Below are 5,102 nucleotides of genomic sequence, written 5' to 3'. Positions count from 1 at the left end.
TGGAAACAATTCAATTACTCTTTCTCTTTTCTGCATACGATTGTCGCCTTGAAATGATAGCAGAATTGAGCAAGCATGATTATTTAACTGTAAATATATAGTTATTCCCTTTATTCCTTTTCCTAACCAACCCTCATCTCTTGCTGGAACAGGCTTCCCTGCAAACAATCCTGATTTTCTAATTGGTTCCCAAAATTCACTATATTTTATATTTTTTCGTTCTGTTTGAAGATCAATAGTTGGTCGTACAATATGATGGAATGAAAATTCGCCATGCTCGTTAACTTTTGCTTGAATCAAGTACCAATCAATTTTACTATCCTCATTTCTCAGATTGCATGTCACAATCATTAACTCCTCAAATTCCTCTGCAACTAATATGGCAACATTCGATTCTTTTAATCTTGCATAGGCTTCAAGCCTTCCCCAATGATCCCAATCGGCTTTGCCAAATTGATTTTCAATAACTAATATCCCGTCATTCCCAGTGGCTACAATATCAGCTTTTCTTGTCCCAACATTTGATTCCGTTTCTGCATCTTCAAAATCACCCACATCTAAAAGTCCAAGATTTTCTGCAAGTTCTGTTGAAAAATTCTCTTCACGAATGTAACGCTTTGATAATTTTATAAATTTTTGTGTTTTCAAGGTATTATCCCTTTATAGGTTTTGAAAAATAGCAGCTCAATCTTTCAGGCAACGAATCGATTTGCCACTCAGTTTTCCATTTAAAAAAACCGGATGGCCATCGAAACCGCTATTATTTTGGCTTATAGTAAAACCCCATGTTCTATGTCCGTAATGAGCCCAAAATATACTTCTAAACCCGATACCAGTAAAGTGGTAATGCCAATCTCGTTCTCCACCAGGAAGGATATTGAATTTGGACAATCCAAATTTAGGATTGCTTCTTAAGTCTGCACCTGCATTTTGAAATCGCACATTTTCCCATAAATTAGCATTTCCTGCCAACTGACTACATACACTATCTTCAAAGAAATCAAATAATTTTTTCCATTCTTCATATGAAGGTACATGCCATCCCTCTGGACTGATTCCTCGTTTATCACTTACTGCATACCAGTTGTAAATATTTCCATAGATATCAATATTTTTCTGTTCATCATTGTAGAAACAAAATGCTCCTTCAGATAAGTTTGCCCACTCATCATCACTATATCCAGTTGGGATAGGATCTCCATTTCTAAAATGAGTGACTTTTAGGTTCTCAGCCATCCATACTTGATCCCCAATCTTTACTGTTTTGTACACATTACCATCAATATCCGTGACAGTTTCATCGATCGTTGAAAGGAGTTTGTTAGTTAATGTGATACGCCTTTCAACTCGAGCAAGGCTATCATTTTGGTGGACGACTAGTGAACTGGATTTATCTTTTGTCATAATTCAAGTTTTCCAAAGATTCTAATTCAGATTGCAACTTATTTTTAATCTTTTATACATCTAACTGAGAAACCCCTCAATCCAATCCAAGTTTTCGGATTACCTTCCGACATATATAATAAATTGGGACCATTGCTATGAAAGCAATAGTTCTTAGTTGTAGACCAAAAAATCCCTTCAGAACCTATGCAACTATAATTCCCATCGGATCCACGGTCTCCCCCAGGACGGGCAGCAAACCCTACTTCATTTAAGGCTCCTCGATTAGGCCTATTCCAAAGATCAACCCCCTTTTCTTTTAAGATACCGCCTATTATGCCTGCACCCCCAAGATAGTCTACAAGTTCTAGCCATTCTTGATGAGTTGGAATATGCCATCCATTTGGCGCTAAAATTCTATCTTCAATTACCGAGGACAAGTTATATAGATTCCCATATACTTCAATATTTTTCGGATCATCATCATAAAAACAATATGCCCCAACATTTAAACTAGCCCATTCTTCATCGCTAAATCCGGTTGGGATAGGGTCTCCATTCCGATAGTGTGTTACCTTCAGGTTTTCAGCCATCCAAGTTTGGTTACCTATTTTCACCGTTTTGTGAACATTTCCATCAATATCTGTTACTGTATCATCGATTATTGAAAGGAGCTTATTAGTTATTGCTATACTCCTTTCAACCCGGGCAAGGGAATTATTATGGTGGATGGCTAGTGATTTAGATTTATCTTCTGTCATAATCAAGTTTTTCCAAGGAATCTAATTCAGATTGCAACTTCTTTTTAATTCCTGAAAAATGAGAGTTCCAGTTAGTAATCTTAGCAACAGTTTCATATACTTCCGACCCCTTCACCTCTTTCAGTTTTCTCAATAACTCATTTCTAACTTTTCTCAATTCAGTTATTTTTGAAAGAAATTTTGATTTGTTTTCAATTGTTTCTGACATAGGAATAAACGGGTCGTTTTGCTCAAGTTCTTTAGCTAATTCTTTTATTTTATTTAAATCATTTGCTTTGTACGCTTTATGCAAATTGATAAACAGCTCAGCAGCCTTATCATGTAATTCATCAGAAACTACATCAGGATGGCATTTTTTTGAAGCCTCTCTAAATAACTTTTTTAATTCTTTCATATCCTTTTCAGGAAGATCATTTATTTTTTCTTTTTCTAATTCTTTATAGGATTTGTTAAACTCCTCAAAATCTCTTTTGGCTTCATCATAATCAGCTTGTTTATTTGCATCATCTTTAGCCTGTTCTTTAAATATTTTTATCCTTATACGTAACAAATGGCATAAAATGGATCCTAATTCTTGATTATGCCTAACCTCATATAAGTGTATTAATTTCTCGACTTCTGTAAGCTCATCTTGGAGAGAAGAAACTTGATATTCAAAAGCTCGAATCTCAAGCTTTAAAGCAGCAATCTCTGGATCTTGATACACAGTTATCTGTCTTTGTTGCTGTAGTAAGATATTAATTTTACTAATCGCTTGATGATAATTATTACTCTTGACAAGTTCAATAATGTCCTTTACTTTCGAAATACCTGACCATGAAGTATTGCCAACATCGTCTACCATATTTGATATTTTAACCAATTGAGTTCTAATATCTTCAATGTCTTCTAGTGCAATAACTGTCTTAAGAGCTTCAATCCGTTTTAGGATTAACTCAGTGGAAAGTTTTATTTCTTGAAATGGACTCCCAGAAAGGCGAGATTTGATGTAGTTAAACTCATTAATATATTGAGTTACTAAATTGTGATCTTCGTAGATAACAGAGATATTCTCGTAATTTTTCTTAGCTTGTTTACTCCAATTATAAGAACCAGTCACAATAATATTATTATCAATAATGCAAAACTTATTATGCATTATCCCATTTCCTTGATTAGAAGAATCAATCCAATATATAGAACCCCCAGCATTAGTGAACAAATCAAATTCAATATTACTTCCTTTATTGATATGGTCATCAATGAGAACTAATTCTACTTCAACATTATCTTTGGTTTTGTTACACAATAGATTAAAAATTTCTTCATCTGTAAACCACGCAACAGCAATTCGGATTGATTTCTCAGATTTATCTAATTCAGCAATAATTTGCTTTTGAATATTTTCGAAATATGCTTTTATTTCCATGATTTAGTAGAAATTAATTTTAATTGTTTAGCATTATGTGTTAGAAACAAATTACATGAATAAATACAATATTAGCGAACTATTCCAAAGAAGCCAAGCCCACCATTATTTGATGGACCATCACCAATCCAAAGGTTTTTGACGCTACACAGACTTAAGACCAATTTTAGTATTTAAATAGCATGCTGGAGGGTGCACTATGAAATCAGTTTCATTTTGTTGTAGGCTATGCACTGTTGTCATTCTGCTATCTCACTAAATACAATATTTCTAATTTCATTCACTGTGGAAACATCCTCGACGAATCCACCATAATTTTTTAAATCATCATATTTATCTTTATTGGTTGATCCATCCATTAGAAATAGAAACACCTTGTTTCTTAATTGTAATAATTCCTTAAACAAATCAAATGTTTGATTCCAGTTTTGAATTTCACCATCGGTCATCACAACAATAACTAAATTATCCTTCTTCTCTTCAACTAAATTTTCAATTGAATTTATCGGGAATTCGGTACCACTTCCCCAACTGAACAATAGCAGTTTCTTGATAAGTTCATACTGTTTTGTCCAATTTTGAGTTTTTCTAGTAGAAGAATAGTTAACTAGTGCGATCTCAGCTTTCTTATTTTCAAAGTATTTTACAAAACCAAAAGAAGCAAGGACGGCTTCATTTAACCTGCTTCCTTGTTCCTTAATGCTCCCCATACTTCCTGATGTATCAATAACCAATAATAAATCAGAATCCTTTTTATCGGCACCTTTAATTGACGAGTATTGTTTTTCCCATTTTTTTGTAGATATACCTGGTAATATTTTTGGCATACTTTGTAATGTGAGTAGCAAATCTAAATCTTCTACAGGATCTCCAATATTCCATGATGATGGGAATGACAATTCATTTTTAGATTTTGTAGATGTATCAATTACAAGTGGAATTTCGTCAATATTTTGGGCCTCGAACCAAACTATTTCCTTTTCCTCCTCGGATAAAGTCTTTATACCAGAAGATTCTAATATATCTAAAAACTCATCGACGCTTGTCTCTTGTGCTAACTGATTAATTGCATCTTTTACTTTGTCGGGATCAGAAATGATTATACTCTCACCCTCTTCACCTCCATCTTTTGATGGAACAGAATCTCCCAATGCTTGTTGAGATGTTTCAGAATCAATTCTATCTAAATGAAACATTTCTAAAAACTTATTGGTATATATTTCAGTTTTTGATATAAATTCTTCCTTATTAGTTATTCCCCCTTTTTCAATAATACTCCTTAATTCTTTTACGGTGGAGTTAATTTTATTGTCCTTTTCATTTAAATCTAAATCTTGTTTCCACAATGCTTCCTTTAAGAGAAACATGAGTTTCCCTGTTCGTGAAACGTTCTGAAAAGCGTCATCACTTCCTTTTATAATCCAATTTATTTCACTTTTTAATGTATCTTCGGGATGTTTGAAATAATTATTTGTATCAATTATTATATCTGCTATTTGGTTAGAAATACTGGGTGCTAATTGTTTTATTGTATTCAAATCAGTTGGAGA

At 33.4% G+C, this 5,102-nt stretch carries 5 protein-coding genes; all 5 read right to left on the bottom strand.

Features of this window, described 5'->3' with window-relative positions; translation table 11 throughout:
- A partial coding sequence (locus tag HOG71_11375; GenBank protein ID MBT5991439.1) for a hypothetical protein occupies positions 1–648 on the bottom strand: 648 nt, incomplete at its 3' end.
- A 36-nt stretch (positions 649–684) separates the two neighbouring features.
- Positions 685–1,404: a hypothetical protein gene (locus tag HOG71_11370; protein MBT5991438.1), complete on the bottom strand. Its 720-nt coding sequence runs from the start codon at positions 1,402–1,404 to the stop codon at positions 685–687.
- A 44-nt stretch (positions 1,405–1,448) separates the two neighbouring features.
- On the bottom strand, positions 1,449–2,144 hold the full coding sequence (locus HOG71_11365) for a hypothetical protein (GenBank protein ID MBT5991437.1): 696 nt from the start codon (positions 2,142–2,144) through the stop codon (positions 1,449–1,451).
- Entirely contained in the window at positions 2,131–3,552 is a 1,422-nt protein-coding gene (locus HOG71_11360; protein MBT5991436.1) for a DUF1669 domain-containing protein, read from the bottom strand. The genes HOG71_11365 and HOG71_11360 overlap by 14 nt, the downstream gene beginning before the upstream one ends.
- Before the next feature lie 239 nt (positions 3,553–3,791).
- The coding region (locus HOG71_11355; GenBank protein MBT5991435.1) for a VWA domain-containing protein at positions 3,792–5,102 on the bottom strand (1,311 nt) is incomplete at its 5' end.

The sequence above is a fragment of the Bacteroidota bacterium genome, from assembly GCA_018698135.1.
Lineage (GTDB): Bacteria > Bacteroidota > Bacteroidia > CAILMK01 > JAAYUY01 > JABINZ01.
Note: the sequence above shows the minus strand (reverse complement) of the source record. Positions and strands in the feature narration are given on the sequence as shown.